General features: G+C 70.6%; 19 protein-coding genes. 11 read left to right on the forward strand and 8 right to left on the reverse strand.

Going from position 1 to position 20874, the window contains the following annotated elements:
- The first annotated feature begins 46 nt into the window (after positions 1 to 46).
- Positions 47 to 694 carry a HipA domain-containing protein gene (locus CRP55_RS48085; protein WP_179855679.1) on the forward strand — a complete coding sequence of 216 codons (648 nt, stop codon included), beginning with the start codon at positions 47 to 49 and terminating at the stop codon, positions 692 to 694.
- A gap of 15 nt (positions 695 to 709) precedes the next feature.
- Positions 710 to 1723 carry an NADPH:quinone reductase gene (locus tag CRP55_RS48090; protein WP_097328811.1) on the forward strand — a complete coding sequence of 338 codons (1014 nt, stop codon included), beginning with the start codon at positions 710 to 712 and terminating at the stop codon, positions 1721 to 1723.
- On the opposite strand, the gene CRP55_RS48095 is transcribed toward CRP55_RS48090, so the two are convergent.
- From CRP55_RS48095 to pseB, 6 genes are read right to left on the reverse strand one after another with little or no spacing between them, the layout of a single operon-like run.
- Positions 1701 to 2714, reverse strand: coding sequence for a PseG/SpsG family protein (locus CRP55_RS48095; protein WP_097328812.1), 1014 nt, complete (start codon positions 2712 to 2714; stop codon positions 1701 to 1703). The two genes, CRP55_RS48090 and CRP55_RS48095, sit on opposite strands and share 23 nt — an antisense overlap.
- A 2-nt stretch (positions 2715 to 2716) precedes the next feature.
- Positions 2717 to 3442 carry a cytidylyltransferase domain-containing protein gene (locus tag CRP55_RS48100; protein WP_097328813.1) on the reverse strand — a complete coding sequence of 242 codons (726 nt, stop codon included), beginning with the start codon at positions 3440 to 3442 and terminating at the stop codon, positions 2717 to 2719.
- Positions 3439 to 4950 (reverse strand): class I SAM-dependent methyltransferase, encoded by a 1512-nt coding sequence (locus CRP55_RS48105; RefSeq protein WP_245923926.1) that lies wholly within the window; start codon positions 4948 to 4950, stop codon positions 3439 to 3441. The genes CRP55_RS48100 and CRP55_RS48105 overlap by 4 nt, the downstream gene beginning before the upstream one ends.
- A complete protein-coding gene (locus CRP55_RS48110; RefSeq protein WP_097328815.1) occupies positions 4950 to 5777 on the reverse strand; it encodes a hypothetical protein in 828 nt (275 codons plus the stop codon). The genes CRP55_RS48105 and CRP55_RS48110 overlap by 1 nt, the downstream gene beginning before the upstream one ends.
- Before the next feature lie 4 nt (positions 5778 to 5781).
- Positions 5782 to 6906 carry a DegT/DnrJ/EryC1/StrS family aminotransferase gene (locus CRP55_RS48115; protein WP_097328816.1) on the reverse strand — a complete coding sequence of 375 codons (1125 nt, stop codon included), beginning with the start codon at positions 6904 to 6906 and terminating at the stop codon, positions 5782 to 5784.
- On the reverse strand, positions 6906 to 7886 hold the full coding sequence (pseB, locus tag CRP55_RS48120) for a UDP-N-acetylglucosamine 4,6-dehydratase (inverting) (protein WP_097328817.1): 981 nt from the start codon (positions 7884 to 7886) through the stop codon (positions 6906 to 6908). The genes CRP55_RS48115 and pseB overlap by 1 nt, the downstream gene beginning before the upstream one ends.
- A gap of 189 nt (positions 7887 to 8075) precedes the next feature.
- Between pseB and CRP55_RS48125 the strand changes: the two genes are divergently transcribed.
- From CRP55_RS48125 to CRP55_RS48165, 9 genes are all read left to right on the forward strand, one after another.
- Positions 8076 to 8321 (forward strand): acyl carrier protein, encoded by a 246-nt coding sequence (locus CRP55_RS48125; protein ID WP_097328818.1) that lies wholly within the window; start codon positions 8076 to 8078, stop codon positions 8319 to 8321.
- Complete coding sequence (locus CRP55_RS48130) at positions 8314 to 9051, forward strand: SDR family NAD(P)-dependent oxidoreductase (protein ID WP_097328819.1); 738 nt, start codon at positions 8314 to 8316, stop codon at positions 9049 to 9051. Before CRP55_RS48125 ends, CRP55_RS48130 begins: the two co-directional genes overlap by 8 nt.
- Positions 9048 to 10277, forward strand: a complete 1230-nt coding sequence (locus CRP55_RS48135; protein ID WP_097328820.1) for an AMP-binding protein — start codon at positions 9048 to 9050, stop codon at positions 10275 to 10277. Before CRP55_RS48130 ends, CRP55_RS48135 begins: the two co-directional genes overlap by 4 nt.
- Positions 10274 to 11308, forward strand: a complete 1035-nt coding sequence (locus CRP55_RS48140) for a LuxE/PaaK family acyltransferase (RefSeq protein ID WP_097328821.1) — start codon at positions 10274 to 10276, stop codon at positions 11306 to 11308. Before CRP55_RS48135 ends, CRP55_RS48140 begins: the two co-directional genes overlap by 4 nt.
- Positions 11305 to 12501, forward strand: a complete 1197-nt coding sequence (locus CRP55_RS48145; protein ID WP_097328822.1) for an acyl-CoA reductase — start codon at positions 11305 to 11307, stop codon at positions 12499 to 12501. The genes CRP55_RS48140 and CRP55_RS48145 overlap by 4 nt, the downstream gene beginning before the upstream one ends.
- 52 nt (positions 12502 to 12553) lie before the next feature.
- Entirely contained in the window at positions 12554 to 14863 is a 2310-nt protein-coding gene (locus CRP55_RS48150; RefSeq protein WP_097328823.1) for a hypothetical protein, read from the forward strand.
- Positions 14864 to 14940: 77 nt separating this feature from the next.
- Positions 14941 to 16242: a sensor histidine kinase gene (locus CRP55_RS48155; protein ID WP_245923920.1), complete on the forward strand. Its 1302-nt coding sequence runs from the start codon at positions 14941 to 14943 to the stop codon at positions 16240 to 16242.
- 28 nt (positions 16243 to 16270) lie between these two features.
- Positions 16271 to 16915, forward strand: coding sequence for a response regulator (locus tag CRP55_RS48160; RefSeq protein WP_097328825.1), 645 nt, complete (start codon positions 16271 to 16273; stop codon positions 16913 to 16915).
- Between the two features lie 70 nt (positions 16916 to 16985).
- Positions 16986 to 19133, forward strand: a complete 2148-nt coding sequence (locus CRP55_RS48165) for an MMPL family transporter (RefSeq protein WP_097328826.1) — start codon at positions 16986 to 16988, stop codon at positions 19131 to 19133.
- A gap of 169 nt (positions 19134 to 19302) precedes the next feature.
- On the opposite strand, the gene CRP55_RS48170 is transcribed toward CRP55_RS48165, so the two are convergent.
- Positions 19303 to 20184 carry a fructosamine kinase family protein gene (locus CRP55_RS48170; protein WP_097328827.1) on the reverse strand — a complete coding sequence of 294 codons (882 nt, stop codon included), beginning with the start codon at positions 20182 to 20184 and terminating at the stop codon, positions 19303 to 19305.
- Positions 20185 to 20240: 56 nt separating this feature from the next.
- Positions 20241 to 20870 carry a GNAT family N-acetyltransferase gene (locus CRP55_RS48175; protein ID WP_097328828.1) on the reverse strand — a complete coding sequence of 210 codons (630 nt, stop codon included), beginning with the start codon at positions 20868 to 20870 and terminating at the stop codon, positions 20241 to 20243.
- Positions 20871 to 20874 lie beyond the last annotated feature (4 nt).

Raw genomic sequence — 20874 nt, forward strand, 5'->3', positions numbered from 1 at the left:
CCACCCACATCCTCAAGCCGGCGATCGCCGGGTTCGATGAAAACGAGTGCTCTCCTTCAATGGGGAGCGGGCGGTAGCCGTGGATCGTTACGATCGCCTCCCGCGAGGCGACGGCACGATCACGCGGCTGCACCAGGAGGACATGTGCCAGGCGCTGGGCCTACCGCCTTCAGCGAAGTATCAGAGTGAGGGCGGACCTACGCCGGAGCAGATCATCAGCTTGATCCGCCATGTGGTTCGGCCGATGGTGGTGGCGGAAGCCGAAGTTGACCGTTTCGTCGGTGCGCTGGCACTCAACTGGTTGCTGGGCGGAACGGACGCGCACGCCAAGAACTACTCCCTCTTGCTGATGCCGGGGCAGGTGCGGCTGGCGCCGCTCTACGACGTCGCCAGCAGCCTGCCGTTTGACGACATGTATCGGCCCCGGTTGCGGCTTGCCATGAAGATCGGCTCCGAGTATCGGATCGAGGCGATCACCGGGCGGCACTGGCGGGCCTTCGCCGAGCGGAACAAGCTCGACGCCGGCCGGCTGCTGGCCCGGATCGATGATCTGGCCGCGCGGCCGCCGGAGGCGCTGCGGCAGGCGGCGAGTGCCGAGATGGTGGCCTCGCTCGGGTCGTCCCTGCCGGAGCGGCTCGTGGCCGAGGTCCGCGACCACGTCACACGTTGTCGCGGGGCGCTCGCCACCGGGTAGTCCTAGGGTGGGTGGATGCGTGCTGCTGTGTTCCACGAGCCCGGTCCGGCGTCCGTTCTGACGATCGAGGAGCGGGATCTGCCGCCCGCCGGGCCCGGGGAGGTGCGGGTGCGGATCGTGTTGTCGGCGGTCAACCCGACCGACACCGGGACCCGGGCCGGTAAGGGGGTGCCGGACGGCGTGTCGCCGCCCCGGGTGCCCAATCAGGATGGCGCCGGTGTGGTCGACGCCGTCGGGGACGGGGTGACCGGGCTGGAGCCGGGGGACCGGGTCTGGGTGTGGGACAGCGGCTACGGGCGGGAGAACGGGACCGCTCAGGAGTTCGTGGTGTTGCCGCGGCGGCAGGTGGTGCGGATGAACGACGACGTGCCGTTCGAGGTCGGTGCGGCCCTCGGTATTCCGGCGCTGACCGCGCACCGCTGCCTCACCCTCGCCAGCGACGGGCCGCAGCGGCTGGCGCCGGGGGCCCTCGCGGGGCGGACCGTGCTGGTCGCGGGTGGGGCCGGCGCCGTCGGCAACGCGGCCATCCAGCTCGCCAAGTGGGCCGGGGCGACCGTGCTCACCACCGTCTCCTCCAAGGAGAAGGCCGACTTGGCCGTGGCCGCCGGCGCCGACGCGGTCATCAACTACCGCGAGGAGGCCGTCGTCGCCCGTGCCGGTGAGCTCGCCCCGGGCGGGGCGAACATCATCGTCGAGGTCAACACGGACAACCTGCCGATCGACCTCGACGTGGTGGCGCCGGGCGGCAACATCGCCATCTACGTCGGCGGCAAGATCACGATTCCGAGCTTCAAGGCGATGCTCAAGAACGTCAGCCTCGATTTCGTGCTCACCTACACGACCACCGCCGAGGAGAAGGACAACGCCGTCGCCGCGGTGGCCGAGGCCGTCAACGCCGGCGCCTTCCGGGTCGGCGAGGAAGCCGGCCTGCCGATCCTGCGCTACCCGTTCGAGCAGGCCGGCGCCGCGCACGAGGCTGTCGAGGGCAACGCCGTCGGCAAGGTCGTCATCGAGGTGACCCAGCCTTAGCCAACAGCGCGTCGGCCACCCGCGACACGCCCTGGCCGTCGACCGCGGCCCACGCCTTCCGCGCCAGATCGGTGCGGAGGGCCGGGTCGGTCAGCAGCGTCCGCAGCGTGGTGACCGCGTCGGGGCCGAAGTGGCCGAGCTGCCCGATGCCGGCCGCGAAGCCGCGGGCCAGCGTCCGGTCGTAGCCCAGGATCTGGTTGTCGACCACCCAGACCAGCGCGGCCGGCAGTCCGAGGCAGAGCAGTTCCCAGGTCGACGTGCCGCTGGCGCTGACCGCCAGGTCGGCCCCGGCCAGCAGTTTCGGCAGGTCGTCGGTGGGCGGGATGATCTCGAAGCGCTGCCCCTCGGCCGGCGCCACCGCGTACAGCTCCTGGCGCAGTTCCTCATTGGCCCCGATGATCGTGGCGTCGAGGGGCGCTTCCGTCTCGGCGAGCAGCCGGGCGATGGCGGGGGCGGCGCGATAGGCGTCGGTGCCGCCGAAAAAGGCCACGACCTTGGGTGTACGTCCGGAGGTGTGCACCGGCGGCGCGAGCGGCCGCAGCTGCCGCACCGAGCCCCGCAGCAGCGCGTAGTCGAGCCCGGCCAGGCCGATCGCGTCCTCGACGTCGATGACCGCGTCCAGGTTCTGGTCGACGTAGATGTCGGCCGACTGCCCGCGGAAGTCGCCGTCGACGATGGCCAGCACCGGCAGCCCGGTCTTGCGGACCGCGACCGTGTGCGAGGGCGGCAGCGTGTACGAGTCGACCACCAGCGCGTCGAGCTGGAGCCGCTCGGTCGCCGCGACCAGGCCGACCTCGTCGAACGGGGCCGGGTGCCAGGGCAGCCCGCGCTGGGTGAGCTGGGCCTCGGCCCATTCCACGCCGCCCAGGTCGCTGAGGAACCGGACGGACACTCCGCGCGACACCAGCTCTTCGGCCAGGGCCACGCAGCGGACCAGATGCCCGACGCCGGTGCGGGCACCGGCGTCGCAGCGAATTCCGACGATCGTCACCGTTACGCCTGTACCAGGGCCTTCTGAAGGACGTGCGCGTTCAGCTCGGTCAGGTCGGGCCGGCCGGCCAGCCAGTCGGTGAGCTTGCGGACCGAGATGGGCTCGTCGCCGAAGTGCTGGACGATCGCCTCGATCAGCTTCCAGTCGTCCTCGGTGTCGAGCGTGAGCCGCAGGTGCGACAGGTCGGGCTGAAGGGTCAGCCCGATCACGTCGAACTCCTCCGAGTGCGTGTAGATGTACGACGTCACGTGCGTGCGGTGGTGCTCGGTGGCCAGCGCGTCGATCTCGCGCAGGACCGGCGTGCGGACCACCTCGACGTCCAGGCCGCGGGGCAGCGTCTTGACGATCGACGTGGTCATGTAGTCGGCCTCGGCAGCCATGAACACCCGGTAGGCGCGGGCGATCAGCTCCGGGTCGAGCAGCGGCGAGTCGGCGGTGAAGCGCAGCACGACGTCGCTCTCGTGCTCGTCCAGCACGCCCAGAAAGCGGTCGAGGACGTCGTCGACCGACCCGCGGTAGCAGGGCACGCCGAGCGCGGCGCACTCGGCCGCGACCGCGTCGTCGTCGGGCTCGGTGGTGGTGGCCACGACGATCGTGTCGAGGACACCGCTCTGCGCGGCGGCCCGGACGACCCGTTCGAGCACACTGCGGCTACCCAGCTTGCGAAGCACCTTGCCCGGCAACCGGGAGGAGCCCATCCGGGCCTGGATGATGCCGAGGGTTGTCATGAAAGTCCTTTTCGAAGGCGATTGCGGGCCTTGCGGGCTACCCCGACTCCGAGTTTTGCAACACGGAAACTCACGGAGCCGCTGAAGGCGGCGATCTGCATGCGGGCCTTGCGAAGTTCGGAGTCCCGGCGGCCGAGCTCGCGCTCGAACCACTGGGCACGGGTGGTGGCGTCGGCCAGTTGCCGGCGCAGCGCCCGGATCTGTTCCTCGTGCTCCCGGCGCGAGTCCGGCAGCGGTGGTTCCTCGCCCGCCTCCACGTCGTCGCCGGGCAGGCCCGCGGCGGCGTGCAGGATCGAGGTGAGGGTCGGTACGTCGACGGCGGCCGGCCAGGGGTGCGCGTAGCCGCCGCCGATCAGCGTCTGCGCGAACCGGCGGATCACGTCGGTCTGCGGCGGGACACTGGGGTCGAGCACTGAAAAAGAGGGCACTGTGTAGTTGTCCTCGTGGACCACCACGTTGTCGGCGGCGGCGCCGGGGTGCGCGGAGGTCCAGCCGGTGAGCAACCGCCGCACGATCGGAAGATCGTGCCGCAGGCAGGCGGCCAAGAGCAACTCCTCGAGCAGGCGACCCCGCGGCAGCGGCCCGTTCAGCGCGGAGAGGTCTCTACCAGGGACTTCATGGAGTACGCGCCGTGTCCACACGCCGTCACGGCCGGGCGCCAACTCGACCACCGGGCCGTCACCGATCAGCACCGGCGGCAGGCTCAGGGCGGCCGCCGGGCGCGGCGCGCGGTGGGCCACGACGAGCCAGGCCGAGGCGAGCTCCGGCCCCAGGCCGCCGCGCACCGCGGCCGCGGCCAGCCGGCGGGGATCACTCAGGACCGACTTCTCGGCGTACGCCCGGCCGGCGGCGCCCGCGGTGACGGCGGCCAGCGCGTCGGCCGGTCCGTCCTGAAGCGCGTTCGGCGTGGCGATCAGGGTCGGCTCGTGCGGAACGGGCCAGGCCGCGCCCAGCCAGTCGACGGCCAGGCCCTCGGCGGCGAGCCGGCCGGCCAGGCGGCCCGGGTTGCCGGGCTTGGTGTCGAACTCGCCCAGCGGGCGCCAGGCACTGTCGGCCTGCGACGCGGTGGACGACGACGGGTCGACGAGCTTGTGCACGCCGAGCTCGTTCTCGACGGCCAGCAGCAGCGTGCCGCCGGGCCGCAGCAGACGGTGGAGCGCGCGCAGGCTTTCCACCCAGTCGAGCTGGGGTCCCTCGACCGAGCAGAGGCGCTCGAGGCCGTCGAGGGCGACCACGACGTCGTACGACTCGTCGGTGACCTTGGCCAGGCTGCCGCACAGGACGCGCACTCCGCGGCTCTCCAGCCCGATCGCGTCAGGCTGGGAGCGGAGCAGGCAGGTGACGGTGGCGCGGGCGGCGAGCGCGTCGATCAGCGCGGCGTCGTGCGGCCCGGCGACGAGCACCTCGGCGCCGTCGGGCACCTGCTCGGTGAGGTAGCCCAACAGGACGCCGCCGGCGGATGGCCGATCCTCGGTGAAAGAGGGCATCTCACCCCCAACCATTTGCATCACGCGGGCACCCTAGCCTTCGCGCTCCACCCCAGAATCGCGCGGAGCTCGGCCGGCGAGGCGAGGTAGCCGTCGCCGAGCTCGCTCAGCGCCGACGGCCCGGCGACGGACATGTCGAGGTGCTTGCCGTGCAGCTCGGGCCACTCGCGGCGGATCCGCTCGGCCATCGGCAGGTCTTCCCGGTCGAGGTGCATCGGGTCGCCGTAGACGGCCGGCTCGCAGCCGGCCGCGACGCCGTGGAAGATCGCGCTGCTCAGCCTGTTCGAGGCCACACGCTTGTGCCGCCGCAGCTCGGCCAGCTGCTTGTCGAGGAAGTGGCGGTCGGTGTCGAGCCACTGCTTGCCGCGGTAACCGTGGCAGACGACGCGGCCGTACCGCTCGTACGACTCCCGGACCTGGTCGTTCTGGAATTCGTTCCAGTACAGGCAGAAGGTGACCGGGCCGTCCTCGGTCTCCAGGATCTCCTCGACCTGCCGCTGGTGGTCGCCGACGACCTGCTGGTTCTCCCAGCCGTGGAACGGATAGAAGATCGTGCCCTCGCGCTCGGGGGCGTCCTCGGCCTCCGGCCGCATGGTCAGCAGATAGAGGAAGGGGGCGCCGATGACCGTGACATGCCGGCGCCCCATCGACCACGCCCGTCGCCTCGTGCGCTCCGAGTAGACGAGGATGGGCCGGCCCGGCACATAAGGCGTGCCGTAGCCGAGCCCGTCCACCACGTTCCAGCCGTGCTGCACGAAGCCGTTGATCCGGGGTGGATCGTCCGGATCGAGGCCGCAGTATTCCGCGAGGATGTGCGCGTGGCCGTAGAAGTGGTTGGCGTGGTGCACCCGTCTAGCTCCCGAGGATGGTCCGCAGCGCCTCGACGACTCGGTCCTGGTCGGCATCGCTGAGGTCGACGAAGAGCGGCAACGATAGCTCTTCAGCGTAGAAGGCCTCGGCGACGGGGCACATCCCGCGGCGGTAGCCCAGCTCCTCGAAGGCCGGGTGCCAGTAGACCGGAATGTAGTTGACCTGCACACCGATGCCCGCCTCGCGCAGCCGGTCGTACACCTCGCGGCGACGGCCGTCCAAAACCCGAACGGGGTACAGGTGACGCAGCGGGTCGACGCCGTCACGCTGGATCGGCAGCCGCAGGCCGGGCACGTCGGCCAGCAGCGCGTCGTAGCGGGCGGTCAACTCCTGCCGGCGCGCCTTGAACGCGCCCAGCCGCTTGAGCTGCGAGCTGCCCAGCGCGCACAGGATGTCGGGCAGCCGGTAGTTCAGCCCGAGCTCCTGCACCTCGTAGAACCAGCCGCCCTCGTCCGGGTGACGCAGCTTGGCCGGGTCTTTGACCATGCCGACGTTGTGGAACGTGCGGGCACGCTCCAGCAGGTCGGTACGGATCGAGGCGACAGCGCCGCCCTCGGCCGTGGTCAGGTTTTTCGTCGGGAAGAACGAGAACGTGGTCAGGTCGGCCAGCGAGCCGACCGGACGGCCGTTCAGCGACGACCCGATCGAGTGGGCGGCGTCGCCGATCAGCACCGCGCCCGCGCCCTCCGAGATCTTCCGGAGGGCGTCGTAGTCGGCCGGGTGGCCCGCGTAGTCGACCGCGGCGATGGCCTTGGTCTTCGACGTGACCAGCGACTCGACAGCGGCCGGGTCGATGTTGGCGGTGTCGTCCTCGATGTCGGCGAAGATCACCTTGGCGCCGAGCATCATGGCGGTCGAGGCCGTGGCCACGAACGTCATCGGGGTGGTGACCACCTCGTCGCCCGCGCCCACGCCGGCCGCCGCGTACGCCGTGTGCAGCGCGGTCGTGCCGTTGGTGACCGTGACGGCCGGCGCGCCGGCCGCGGCCTCGATGTCCGCCTCGAACTGGGCGACCCGCGGCCCGGTGGTCAGCCAGTCGCTGCCCAGGGCCGCGACGACCGCCTCGGCGTCGGACTCGTCGATGGACTGCCGCCCGTAGGGCAGCATCAGTTGTCCTCGAGGAGGGCGCGCATGTCCTCGACCGACAGCCAGAGGTCGTTGTTGTCGGAGCGGTAGTTGAAGCCGTCCGGCACCTCTTCGCCGCCCTCGGGAGCCTCGTAGCCCCAGCTGGCCACGACCGGCTGGACCACGTAGCGGTCGGGGAAGCGCAGGGTACGGCGGCTGTCGTCGGAGGCGATCATCTCCTCGTGGAGCTTCTCGCCCGGCCGGACACCCATCTCGTGGGTCGGCGAGTTCGGGGCGACGGCCTCGACCAGGTCGAGGATCCGCATGCTCGGGATGCGCGGGACGAACAGCTCGCCACCCTGCATCACGTCGAACGAGTCGACGACGAACTTCACGGCCTGGGGGAGCGTGATCCAGAAGCGGGTCATCCGCTTGTCGGTGATCGGCAGGCTCTTGCCCTCGGCGGCGAGCTTGCGGAACAGCGGGACGACCGAGCCGCGGCTGCCCATAACGTTTCCGTAACGAACGACCGCGAGGCGCGTCGGGTGGGTCGCGGCGTAGTGGTTGCCGGCGATGAAGAGCTTGTCGGCGACCAGCTTGGTGGCGCCGTAGAGGTTGATCGGGCTCGACGCCTTGTCGGTGGAGAGCGCGACGACCTTCTTGACGCCCTTGTCGATCGCGGCGTCGATGACGTTCTGCGAGCCGTTGATGTTGGTCTCGACGAACTCCGAGGGGTTGTACTCGGCGGTGTCGACCTGCTTCAGCGCGGCGGCGTGCACGACGTAGTCGACGCCGTGCATGGCGCGCTCCAGGCGAGACTTGTCGCGGATGTCGCCGAGGAAGAAGCGCAGGCGCGGGTCATCGTTGAACATCTGCCGCAGCTCGTACTGCTTCAGCTCGTCCCGGGAGAACACCACGATGCGCTGCGGGTCAAGGTGGGTCAGGGCGTAGTTGAGGAACGCCTTTCCGAAGGAACCGGTCGCGCCGGTGACCAGGATCGACGATCCGCTCAGAACAGACACTTGATTTTCTCCCGGGGGGTGGGACAGGACGCAGTACGAGCCGGAAGCATAACCATCCGACCTGCCGATTCGCGGGTCAAGCCCAAACGATCACCGTAGTTCACCTCGTGTTCAGCTAGCATTGGCCCGGCCTTCATGAGCCACCGTCAGTTTTAGAATCCTCTGTCCACACCCCCTTGGAGTAACCCCGTGAGCGAACTGCAGAGACTGCGTGAGGCGTTCCGTACCGCCCTCGACCTTCCGGCGGACGCCCCCGTGGACGACCTGCGGTACCAGGACAACGAGAAGTGGGATTCGCTCGCGCACATGTCCCTGGTGGCGACCATCGAGGACGAGTTCTCGGTGATGATTGACACAGACGACGTCATCAACATGTCGAGCTTCCAGGAAGCGATCAGCATCCTCGGTAAGTACGGGATCAACTTCAATGAGTGATCGGGCGGCCCTGGTCACAGGCGCCTCCCGCGGCATCGGCAAGGCGACCGCCACCAAGCTGGCGGAGCGCGGCTACGACCTGGTCCTGCACGGCCACGGCGCCGACGCGGTGGCCGCGGTCGCGACCGAGCTGAGTGACAAATTCGGCGTCACCGTGCTGCACGCGCACGGCGACATCGCCGACCCGGCCACGAGCAAGGCGCTGGTCCAGCTCGCGTTCCAGAGTTTCAAGCGCCTCGACGCGCTGGTCGTCAACGCCGGCACGCACGCGGCCGGCATGCTCGGCATGACCGACGACGCCACCATCGAGCGACTCTTCGCGGTCAACGCGACCGGTGCCGTGTTCACCCTCCGGGGTGCCGCGCGGCTGCTGGCGCGGGGCAAGAACCCGGCCGTGGTGCTGCTCTCGTCGATCACCGCCAGCCGCGGCATCGCCGGGCAGGCGGCCTACTCGGCCTCCAAGGGCGCGGTGGCCGCGCTGGCCCGTTCCGCCGCCAAGGAGCTCGGGCCGCAGGGCATCCGGGTCAACGCGGTGGAGCCCGGATTCATCCGTACGGACATGCTCGACACCCTCGACGAGAAGGGCCGCGAGCAGACCGTCGGCGACACCGCCCTCGGCCGGCTCGGCGAGGCCGACGATGTGGCCGACGTGATCGCCTTCCTTCTTTCCGACCAGGCCCGCTTCGTCACCGGACAGGTGATCGGGGTCGACGGAGGACTCAAGCTGTGAACCTGTTCCACCCCGGTGCCCGCGTCGTCGACGCGGCCACCGGCGAGACGCTGACCGAACAGACCATCGCGGCGGCGGCCGCCGTCCTGGCCGAGGAGCCGGGCGGGGTGGTCTTCCTGCCGATCGAGACGACCATCGCGTCGATCGCCCGCTACCTGGCGGCGCTGCGGCTCGGCCGTCCGGTCGTCCTGCTCGACCCGGACGGCGACCACAGCGACCTGGTCGAGCGGTTCAGCACCACCGAGGTGCACCCCGACCTGGCGATCCTGCTGACCACCAGCGGCTCGACCGGCAACCCCAAGCTGGTCCGGCTCTCGGCGTCGGCCGTCGAGACCAACGCCGACCAGATCGCCCAGGTCCTGGACATCACGGCCGACTCGGTGGCCATCACCACACTGCCGCTCTTCTACTCGTACGGCATGTCGGTCCTGAACTCGCACCTGCTGCGCGGAGCGACCGTCGTCCTCGAGCGCACCGGCATCATGCAGCGCGACTTCTGGGCCGCCGCTGTCGAGCACAACGTCACCTCGATGGCTTTCGTGCCGTCGCAGTACGAGATGTTGCGCCGGCTGCGCTTCGACCCGGCGAAATACCCGTCGCTGCGCAACCTCACCCAGGCCGGCGGCCGCCTGCGGGCCGAGCTGGTCACCGACTTCGCCGAGCGGATGGCGAAGGTCGGCGGCCGGCTCTACGTCATGTACGGCCAGACCGAGGCCGCCCCGCGCATGACGACGCTGCCGCCCGGCCGGCTCGCCGAGAAGCTGGGCTCGGTCGGCCTCGCGCTGCCCGGCTCGCACTTCACGATCGAGGACGACGAGGTCGTCTTCCACGGCCCGAACGTGATGATGGGCTACGCCGACACCGCGGCCGACCTGGCCAAGGGCGACGAGCAGGGCGGCGTGCTGCGCACCGGCGACCTGGGCCGGCTCGACGACGAGGGCTTCCTGTTCATCACCGGCCGGATCAAGCGGATGGCCAAGGTCTTCGGCGTCCGGATCAACCTGGACGACGTCGAGAAGAACTTCCCGGTGACGGCCGTGGCCGGCGACGACAAGCTCGAGGTCTTCGCCGTCGGCGTCTCCGACGACGACGCCCGCAGCCTCCGCACCAAGATCGCGGAGTGGCTCGGAACACACTTCACCGGCGTGAACGTGCGTACTGTTGACGCGCTGCCGTTGCTGCCGAACGGCAAGATCGACTATCGCGCGTTGGAGTCGTCGCTGTGAGTGTCTTCACCCTTCCGCAGGCCGCGAAGGAGGAGGTCCTTCTCAAGGAGCTCTCCGCGCTGGTCGAGCACCACCGGGAAAAGTGCGAGCCGTACGAGCGGATCCTCGCCGCGTCCGGCTACACCCCGGCCGACTCGATCGCCGGCCTGCCCTGGCTGCCCGTGCGGCTGTTCAAGAACCTCGAACTCAAGAGCATCCCGGACGACGAGATCTACAAGGTGCTGACCTCCAGCGGCACCACCGGCGAGGTCAGCAAGATCTACCTCGACAAGGAGTCGGCCGCCGAGCAGACCCGCCGCCTCGGCGCCACCGTGCAGAGCGTGCTCGGTCCCAAGCGGCTCCCGATGATCCTGGTCGACACCAAGGCCATGCTGAAGGACCGCAAGTCGTTCAGCGCCCGCGGCGCCGGCGTGCTCGGCATGTCGAACTTCGGCCGCAACCACGTCTGGGCGCTCGACAACGAGGGCCACGTCGACCTGCCGGCACTGAAGGAGTTCCTGGAGAAGTACGGCGACGAGCCGTTCCTCATCTTCGGCTTCACCTACCTCGTGTGGCTGCACCTCTACGAGGTGGCCCGCGACAACGGGCTCGACCTCAGCAACGGCATCCTGATCCACTCGGGCGGCTGGAAGAAGCTGATCGACCAGGCCGTCTCGCCCGAGGAGTTCCGGGCCCGGCTGGCCGGCGTCGGCCTGACCAGCGTGCACAACTACTACGGCATGATCGAGCAGATCGGCACGGTCTTCCTCGAAGGTAAGTCCGGCGGCTCGCTCTACTGCCCCGACTTCGCCGACATCGTGATCCGCAACCCGCAGACGTGGGAGGAACAGCCCGTCGGCGAGCCCGGCCTGATCGAGGTGATCAGCACGCTCCCGACCTCGTACCCGGGGCACATCATCCTCACCGAGGACCTCGGTGTGGTGCACGGCGTCGACGACGGCGACTGGCCCGGCAAGCGCTTCTCGGTGCTCGGCCGGCTCCCGCGGGCCGAGGCCCGCGGCTGCTCCGACACCTACCGGGAGGCGGCGTGACCACGATCAGGTACAGGTTCGGGGCCGAGGGCGACCTCACCGCGCCGTCGGACGACCGGCTCACCGTCGGCGACCCGCGGGTCATCGACTTCCTCGGCAAGCTGGCCCGCAAGCTGCTCGTGCCGGCGGTCGCCCGCCGCCACCCCGAGCTCGGCTCGCTCGGCTTCTTCCTGCGCCCGGCCGAGCTGCACCGCGTGGTCAAGCACATGCAGCGCGACGACGACGCGATCGTCTTCCCGCGCGGCAACGTCTTCCACGTGCCGCCGGCGAACGTCGACACGATCTTCGTGTACTCGTGGGCGCTGTCCGCGCTGGCCGGCAACCACAACGTGGTGCGCATCTCGGAGCGCTCGGCCACCGCGGCCGACACCATTCTGGGCGCGCTCAACGAGGTGCTGGCCGACGCCGACCCGGTGATCGGCCGCACCCAGCGGATGATCACCTACGGCCGCGACGACGCCGTCACCGGCGCCCTGAGCAAGTGGGCCGACCTGCGGGTCATCTGGGGCGGCGACAGCGCCGTGGAGGCGATCCGCAAGCACCCGCTGCGCCCGTCCGCGCGCGACCTGACCTTCCCCGACCGCACGTCGTGGGCGGCCCTCTCGGCCGCCGGCTGGCGCGCCGCCGAGCCCGCCCGCAAGCGCGAGGCCGTCCTCGGCTTCACCAACGACGCGTACTGGTTCGACCAGGCCGCCTGCTCGTCGCCGCGCACCGTCTTCATCGTCGGCTCCGACACCGGTGACGTGCGCGAGGAGTTCATCGAGCTGCTGATCGAGGTCTCCGGCCAGCGCGGCTGGGAGGTCGACGCGGCCATGGCGGTCGAGAAAAGGGTCAACGCGTACGGCCTGGCCGCCACTGGCGCGATCTCGTCGATGGAGTTCCCGGCCAACTCGGTCACCGCGATGTCGCTGGTCACCGTGCCGGACGCGCCGCGGCGCTGGATCGGCGCCGGCGCCTTCCCGTTCGCCGAGGTGAGCTCGCTGCTCGACCTGGTGCCGGCGATGAACCGGCAGGACCAGACGTTCAGCCACTTCGGCTTCGAAGCCGAGGAACTGCGCGAGTTCGCCCAGGCGCTGGGCGGCCGCGGCGTCGACCGGATCGTGCCGTTCGGCTCGGCGCTCACCTTCGGGTCGATCTGGGACGGCTACGACCTTCCGCGCGAGTTCACCCGATTGACGACGCTTTCCCTGTGACGGGGGCGACGACCGGCCTGAAGAACGTGACCGGGCTGATTACGCTCCCTGTGTGACAGCTGTTCTCGAGACCGCCGGCCCGCCGGCGGTCTCGACGCATAATCGCCTGACCTCCGTGGCCCTCCGGGCGCTGCCGTGGCTCCTCCCGGCCGCGGCGCTCGTCGCCGGGCTGCTCCACACCGGTGTCTCCGTCGCGGAGATCGCGCTCTACACGGCGTACTTCGCCCTGGGCGTGGTGCTCCCGGGCACGCTCGTGCACCGGGCCGTGCGGGGCAGCCGGGGCAACCTGCCCGAGGACCTCGGTCTCGGCGCCGCCACCGGCATGCTGGTCATGCTCGGCGGGTGGGCGCTGGCCGCCGCCCTCGACTGGTTCTGGCTGCTGCCCTGGTGGCCGGCGCTGATCGTGGCGCTGTTCCTGGCCGTGCCGGGCCTGCGGCGGCACTGGCGGATGAGCGAGCCGCGGCCGTTGCCGGTGCTCTGGTCGTGGATCGTCGCGGCCGGCCTGCTCCTGGTGGTCGTCGTGGCGTACCCCAACTGGGTCCGTAGCCCTTTGCCGCCGGCCGGCGGGGCGATCTATCAAGATCTGCTCTACCACCTGGCGCTCGTGCACGAGATGACCCGGGCCATGCCGTTCCAGGTGCCGCAGGTGGCGGGCGAGGCGCTGCACTACCACTATCTGAGCGACGCCGACATCGCCGTGGGCAGCATGATCACCGGGATCGATCCGGCAGTCATGCTGCTGCGCCTGTGGTTCGTGCCGGTCACCGGGGTCGCGATCTTCGTGTGCGCCGCGCTGATCCGCGAGCTCAGCGGTCGCTGGTGGGCCGGCGCCGGTGGCGGGGTCGCCGCCATCCTGGCCTTCCCGCTGCTGCTCGGTAGCCCGGTCACCCCGATCGGCGTGATCCCGATCAGTTTCGTCAGCCCCTCACAGACGTACGTCCTCGGACTGCTCGGTCTTTTGATCGTCTTCGCCGTCGACGTGCTGCGGGGGCGCCCGCTGCGCTGGGGCTGGCTGGTGATCTTCCCGCTCGCCCTGGCCGTGGCCGGGTCGAAATCCAGCGCCCTTCCGCCGTTCCTGGCCGGGCTGGCCGCCGCCGTGCTGATCGTGCTGCTGCGCGAGCGCCGCCGGCTGCTGCCCGTGCTCGGCCTGTTCGGCCTGGTGCTGGCGGCCGTGGTGGTCGGCTTCCGCCTGTTCGCGGGCGGCGGCGCGGGCACGCTCAAGCTCGAGCCGCTCGCGGTGCTCTACTGGGTGGCGCCCTATCGGCAGACCTTGGGGCGGGAAGACACGATCGAGGTTCCGTACGGGGTGGAGCACGCCGGCCTGACCGGCGGAGTGTTCCTGGCCGGGCTGCTGATCTGGTGGGTGATCATGCAGGCGCCCCGGATGCTCGGCGTGGCCGGTCTCGCCCTCGGGCGCACCCGGCGCGAACCGGCCGCCTGGCTGTTCGCCGGCATGATCACGGCCGGCGCGGGCGCGGCCTACCTGCTGTGGCACCCGTCGGCCAGCCAGAACTACTTCTACCTGTGCGCGGTGCCGTTCGGCACGGTCCTGACCGCCTGGCTCCTGGCCGACCAGGCCCGCAGCCTGCGCCCGGTGGTGGCCGGCGCGATCGCCGGCGGCATCTGGGCGGCGATCGCCCCTCGCGTGCCCGCGCCGAAGCCGCCGACCAAGGCCGGATGGGCCTGGGCGCTGGCCGAGCCGCTCCTGCTCACGGCGGCCGTCGCGCTGATCGTCACCCTGATCGCGCTGCACCTGTGGCGGCGGCGGACCGGCCGCCTGGCCTGGCGGGCGATCTTCCCGGCGCTCATCGCGGCCACCCTGATGGCCGGGCTCGTCGGCGGGGCCGAACAGCAGGCCCGCGGGGTGGCGAGCGCGGTCAAATGGTCGCACTCGTCCCGTCCGGCCCTCGACCGGCAGCGGGTCATCCAGCCCGAGGAGATGCGGGCCGCCGCCTGGCTCGACCAGCACGCCGGCCGGTACGACCTGGTCGCCACGAACGTGCACTGCCGACCCATCGCCGGCACGCCCGAGTGCGACTCCCGGGCCTTCTGGGTGGCCGGGCTCGGCGGGCGCCGCACGCTGGTCGAGAGCTGGGGCTACACCGACTCGGCGGTCGCGGCCGAGGGCGTCAACGGCAAGCGCTACATGTACCAGCCCGCCCCCGACCAGGAGGCGTACCAGCTCAACCAGCGGGTCTTCGCCTCGGGCCGGCCGGCCGACGTGGCCGAGCTTCACCGCCGTTACCAGGTGCGATGGCTCTTCGGCGACTCCCGCGCCCAGGGCGGCGTCTCGCCTCAGCTCTCCTCGGTGGCGACGCTGCGCTACCGAGCCGGGCCCGTGAGCATCTATCAACTACCGTGACGGTAGGGCCAGCCCTACCAAACAGACGGCGGTCAGCGGGATCGGAACGGGGGGCGCCGATGCCTAACGTCAAGGACATGACGACGTACGCCTCACCCGCGCCCACGCAGGCCCCCGCCGCCCGGCTCCTGCGCCGGATCGGCATCGACACGCAGTACGTGCTGCTCGGCTTCCCGCTCGGACTGGTGACGCTGGTCGTCTGCATGACCGGCTTCTTCACCGGCCTCGGCCTCGTGGTCATCTGGGTCGGCCTGCCCCTGCTGGTCGGCACCCTGATGGTCTCCCGCGGCTTCGCCACCATCGAACGGGCCCGCATCGGCCCCGTCTTCGGCTACCGGATCCCGCACCCGGCCTACAAGAAGAACCCCGGCGGCGACCTGCTGCGCCGCACCTTCACGCCGTTCACCGACGGCCAGTCGTGGCTCGACATGCTGCACGGGATGTTCCGCTTCATCCCCAGCACCATCGGTTTCAGCTTCGTCATCACCTGGTGGATCGCCGCCATCAGCGGCCTCACCGTCCCGCTCTGGGACTGGGCCATCCCGGACGGGCCCGACCGGCACGACCTGCCCGAGCTGCTCGGCATGGGCGACGCCACCAGCACCCGGCTGATCTTCTACTTCGCCATCGGCGTCTTCTTCGCCGGCACGCTCTACCCGGTCGTCCGCGGCGCCGCCCTGATGGAGGCCTGGTTCGCCCGCGGCCTGCTCTGCGGCGTCAACGAGCTCCGCGAGCAGGTCAACCAGGCCAACGCCGCCCGCGACGTGGCCCAGCAGCAGAAGGCGGCCGCCGTCTCGGCCGAGGCCACCGCCCTGCGTCGCCTCGAACGCGACATCCACGACGGCCCCCAGCAGCGCCTGGTCCGCCTGGCCATGGACCTCGGCCGGGCCGAGCAGCAGTTCGCCACCGACCCCGACGCGGCCCGGGCCACCGTGGCCGAGGCCCTCGCACAGACCCGCGAGACCCTCGACGAGCTGCGCGCCCTCTCCCGCGGCATCGCCCCGCCGATCCTGGTCGACCGCGGCCTCCAGGCGGCGCTCACCGCGCTCGCCGGCCGCTGCACCGTCCCGGTCGACCTCGACGCGCCGGTCACCGAGCGTCTCGACCCGCTGGTCGAGTCCACCGCGTACTTCGTGGTGGCCGAGGCGCTGACGAACGTGGCCAAGCACAGCCACGCCAGCGAGGTCCAGGTCACCGTCAAGCGCAACCAGGCCGGCCTGCTGGTCTCGGTCAGCGACGACGGCGTCGGCGGGGCCAGCCTGGCCAAGGGACACGGCCTGGCCGGCCTGGCCGACCGGGTGCAGGCGGCGGGCGGCCTGCTCGACGTCACGAGCCCGGCGACGGGTGGAACGCAGCTGACAGCGGCCCTGCCCCTCTGAACGGCACCGCGTCTGACAGCATGACTGCATGCGGGTGGTAATTGCCGACGACGCGGTGCTGTTGCGCGAGGGACTTGTGAGGCTCGTCGAGGAGAACGGTCACACCGTGGTGGCGGCCGTCGGCGACGGGCCTTCCCTCGTGTCCGCCATCGCCGAACACAAGCCGGACGTGTCCATCGTGGACGTGCGCATGCCGCCCTCACACACCGACGAGGGCCTGCGGGCCGCCGTCGAGGCGCGCGGCCTGGTCTCCGGCACGCCCATCCTGGTGCTCTCCCAATACGTCGAGGTCTCGTACGCCGACGACCTGCTGGCCGACCGCATGGGCGCGGTCGGCTATCTGCTCAAGGACCGCGTCTCCCTGGTCGCCGAGTTCCTCGACGCCCTCCAGCGGGTGGCGAGCGGCGGCACGGTGCTCGACCCCGAGGTGGTCAGCCAGCTGCTGGTCCGCCGGCGCCGCGACGACCCGCTGCGCACGCTGACACCGCGCGAGCGCGAGGTGCTCGGCCTGATGGCCGAGGGCCTGTCGAACACGGCGATCGCCCGCAAGATGGTCGTCACCGACGGCGCTGTCGAGAAGCACGTCCGCAACATCTTCACCAAGCTCCGCCTCCACCAGGACGACGAACAGCACCGCCGCGTCATGGCAGTGCTGGCCTACCTCCAAGGGTAGGGCTGGCACTACCCCGAACACGGGGGTCAAGGGGATCGAGCGGCCTCGTCATTCTTCATAGCGTTTCCCTATGACTTCCAGGGGGAACGTGAAAGGGATCGCGGCTCGTGCCGCGTTGTGGAGTGCCCGGCATCGGACGCTCGCGATACTCGGGTGGATCGCCTTCGTCATCGGTGTGACCGTCCTGGCCGGACAGTTCCAGACGATCGAGGCGACCGGGGCCGACCAAGGGCACGGCGACTCGAAGAAGGCCGACCAGATCATCGACGGAGCCGGCTTTCCGGAGCAGCCCGCCGGCGAGATGGTCATCGTCCAGAACCGGTCGTCCTCCGATCGCGCGGCGGCCGTTGCCGACGTGACGGCGGCACTGAAGAAGACCGCGAACGTCGTGGACGTGCAACCGGCGATCCAATCGCCGGACGGGCGCTCCTCGCTGGTCACCTTCGGCATCAGCGGCGATCCCGCCACGGCCTCCGAACGGGTCGGGCCGCCCCTGGACACGGTCGCTTCGGTGCAAGCCGCACATCCCGATCTCTACGTCGCCCAGGGCGGTGACGCGAGTGGGGACAAGCTGATCGGCGAAGACCTGGACAAGGGGCTGCACACACTGTCGCTGCTGTCGATCCCGGTCACCCTCGGCATCCTGCTCATCGCGTTCGGCGCGGTTGTCGCCGCGTTCCTGCCGGTGCTGCTGGCCGTGATGGCGGTGGTCGCGGCCATCGGTCTCCTGGCCTTCGCCAGCCGCTTCGCGCCGGCCGTGGACACCACGATGCACGTGATGCTGCTGGTCGGGCTGGCCGTCGGCGTCGACTACTGCCTCTTCTACATCCGCCGGGAACGCGACGAGCGGCGCAACGGCGCCGACCCGCACCGCGCCCTGGTGATCGCGGCGCAGACGTCGGGCCGCTCGATCTGGGTCTCCGGCCTCACGGTGATCGTGGCGATGGCCGGCATGTTCCTGACGCTCGACGCGACCTTCACCAGCTTCGCGGTCGGCACCATCCTGGTCGTGGCGACGGCCGTACTCGGATCCCTGACCGTGCTGCCGGCGCTGCTGTCCGCCCTGGGCGACAAGGTCGACGCGATCAAGATTCCCGGGCTGTACCGCAAGCGCAGCGACGGCCGGGTGTGGAACGCCTTCCTGGGCCTGGTGCTGGCCAAGCCGCTGATCTCGGCGGTGCTCGCGGTGGCGGCGCTGGGCGCACTGGCCTGGCCGGCGCTCGACCTGCGTACGAAGGGGGAAGGAATTGAAGATCTTCCGCCGGACGCCGCGATCGTGCAGGCGTACAAGGCGGTCGAGGAAGCTTTCCCCAGTTCGATCTCGCCGGCCGAGGTGGTTCTCCAGGGCCGGGTGGATCAGCGGAAGATCACCGAATTCGAGAAGGCGGTCGGCGCCAGCGACGGGCGGCTCGCCGGGCCGGTCGAAGTGAAGGTCAATCCGGCCGGAACGGTCGCGGTGGTCTCGGTCGGTCTGGCCGACAAGGACGCGCTGCCGCTGCTGCGCGAAGACGTGGTGCCGGCCGTGTTCGGACCGTCCGCCCTGGTTACGGGTGAGGCGGCGGGAGAGGCGGACTTCAACGCGAGGCTGAACGCGAGCCTGCCGTGGGTGTTCGGCTTCGTGCTCGGGCTGGCCTTCCTGCTGCTGCTCGTCTCGTTCCGGTCGGTCGTCGTGGCGATCACCGGGGTCGTGCTCAACCTGCTGTCGGTGGCCGCGGCGTACGGCATGCTGGTCTTCGTCTTCCAGTACGGCCACTTCGAGAGCCTGCTCGACTTCCACGCGGCCGACGGGATCATCAACTGGATGCCGCTGTTCCTGTTCATCATCCTGTTCGGACTGTCGATGGACTACCACGTGTTCGTGCTGAGCCGGATTCGCGAGGGCCACGACCGCGGTTTGACGACCCGGCAGGCGGTCCGCGAGGGCATCGGCCGTACGGCGGGTGTCATCACCAGCGCGGCGGTGGTCATGGTGGCGGTGTTCGCGTTGTTCGCCACGCTGCCGCTGGCCTCGACGAAGCAGTTGGGCATCGGCCTGGCGGCGGCGGTTCTGCTGGACGCGACGATCATCCGGGCCGTCCTGCTGCCGGCCGTGATGGCCCTGCTGGGCGAGAAGAACTGGTGGCTGCCGCGCTGGCTGGGCTGGCTGCCGCAGATCGCCCACGAGCCGCCGCCGGCTCCGGAGGCTCCGGCGCCGTCGCGCGAGCTCATCTCGGCCTGACAAAATCCCGCACTCGCACAAGGCGGCGTCGTCCATACAGGCGGCGCCGTCTCGCGTCGGGCGGCGCCGTCTCGCGTCGGGCGGCGCCGTCTCGCGTCGGGCGGCGTTGCTTGCGTCAGGCGCGCTGCTTGCGTCGGGTGGCGTCGCTCGGATGGGTCGCGTCGCGTCGTCAGGTGTGCGGGCGGAACGGGGCCAGCGTGGACCGGATCGTGTCGGCGGCGCCCCAGTCGTCGTCGAACTGGGACAGGACCGCCAGGTGCTGTCGCAGCTGGATGATCGGCATGCGGGCTTGCCAGTCATCGTCGAGGCCGGTCAGCTCGGCGTAGACGTCGAAGAAGCGGCGTGCCTCCGGCGGGGGCGCGGTGATCCACAGGTGGGCCAGGTCCACCTCGGCCCACATGTAGGACACTGCGGGGTCGATCAGCGCGGCTCGTCCGTCGGCGGTGGCCAGCACGTTCTGGGTCCACAGGTCGCCGTGGGTCAGGCAGGCCGGGCGGACCGGCAGCAGCTCGGGGAGCCGGTCACACAGGCGTTCCAGCGCGGCCCGGTCGGCCGGGTCGAGGGCCGCCTCGACGCGGGGCTCGGCGAGCCAGCGGAGCAGCCGGTTTTCGGCGAAGAAGGCGAAGCCGTCGCCGGACCACGTGTTGACCTGACGGCGGCGGCCCAGCCAGTTGTCGCGGTGCCATCCGAAGCGGGAGTGGACGGTGCTGGTGTGTAGGTGGGCAAGGGCGTGGGCGAACCGCTCCCAGAAGGCCTCGTCGTTCGGTCTCGGCTGCAGGAGCGACAGAACGAGCACCTCGTGGTTGGCCACGATCACCTCGGGGGTGGCCAGGCCGCCGAGGTCTCGCAGGGCCGTGAGACCCTCCGCCTCGGTGAGGAAGGCGTCACTGTCGGGCGCGTCGGCGAAGGCTTTGACGAAAACCGGCGGCGCGTTCTCGCGCGTGGCTATGCCGGCCAGCGCGGCCAGGCCGCCGCTCGCTGGCTCGACGGTGACGACGTCGCGGATGCCGGCCCGCCGGAGCCGCTCGGCCAGGAACTCAGTCGTGGTCATCGGTCACGGCCTCAGAGGGAGCGTCGTCGGCGAGGGGATCGGGGGAGCGTCATCGGTTACGGGGTCAGGAGGAGTTCGGAGGCGACCGGGCGGTAGCCGGCGGCCTGGAAGGTGCGGACGCTGCGGGCGTTGCCGGGGGACTGCTGGGACCAGAGCCAGCAGCCGGGTGGGATCAGGTGGCGGGCGGCGGTGGCCAGCCGGCGGCCCAGGCCCTGGTGGCGGGCGGCCTCGTCCACCTCGATCGAGATTTCCCAGCGGCCCGCCACGCCGCGGCCGAGGGTCACCACGCCGCCGTCGGCCCACCACGCTTGGACGTCGTCGCGGTGGGCCTGGGCCCGGCGTACGCGGGAATGGTCTTGATCTTGATGGGTGAGGGCGACGGGAGGTGGGCCGGGCAGGGCCGAGGCGACTGTCAGCAGGTCGATCGTGTCGGCCGAGCGGCCGGTGCGGGTCAGCAGGGCGGTCAGGAACAGCGGATGCATGGTCTTGGCCAGGGGGTCGACGTCGAGGGCGGCCAGCGTCGCGGTGATCCAGTCGGGGTCCTCGTCCAGGAAGATCACCGTGTGGGCGGTGAAGGCCAGCACGCCGGCGTCGCGTTTGTTCGGCTGGGGGACCACGGTGACGCCGCCGTTCGGTGGCGGGAAGTAGCCGTCGGCCGCCGCTTCCAGGATCTTTGCGAGCTCCATGACC

It is taken from the genome of Paractinoplanes atraurantiacus (genome assembly GCF_900215205.1).
Classification (GTDB): Bacteria; Actinomycetota; Actinomycetes; order Mycobacteriales; family Micromonosporaceae; genus Actinoplanes; species Actinoplanes atraurantiacus.